General features: G+C 60.6%; 1 pseudogene. It reads right to left on the minus strand.

Annotated features, from left to right (window positions below):
• Positions 1-80: 80 nt before the first annotated feature.
• A pseudogene (locus A5622_RS29465) lies at positions 81-561 on the minus strand (peptidoglycan-binding protein); the annotation flags it as partial.

Here is a 561-nt window from a genome sequence, read left to right on the forward strand (position 1 = left end):
CGCGGCCAGCAGCCCGGTAGCTTTGAACCAATCGAGGTTGATCATGTTTGACCCCTTAACGCCTAGTAGTTGATATTGTGTCACGAAAGAAGGTTGCGCACCCAATCCAGTCCGCCCGAAATGTCATACGGGCTGTAATGCGGGTTCGGCTGATCAGCCAGGAACACGATGCCGCTGACGATCGCCTGAAACACGCTGATACCGAACGTGATCAACGCCGGGATGTTCGACGAGATGACGTTGGGTAGCTGGTGCACCAGCTCCGTGATCACCCCGTACGGGTTGGACAGGAAATCCCCTCGAGCTACCGCCTGGTAGATGGATGCCTTCAACTGGCTCGCTTGGTCGTCGCCGTTCTCAGCGAAGATGTCTCCCTCGCGGTAATCATCCATGAAGTTCGGCGGCAACGCCGGGCACCCGGGGGCGCCGTAACGCTTGTACGGGTCCAGTCCATGGGTGCCGGTCTTCTTGATCTGCCCGATGGCCCACGGCGCGATCGAATCCGTGCCGCGGCAAGGGTTGCCGTAAGCCAGGGTGCCGAGCCGGTCGGCCTCCCGCTGC

Source organism: Mycobacterium sp. 1245801.1, assembly GCF_001673055.1.
GTDB lineage: Bacteria > Actinomycetota > Actinomycetes > Mycobacteriales > Mycobacteriaceae > Mycobacterium > Mycobacterium europaeum_A.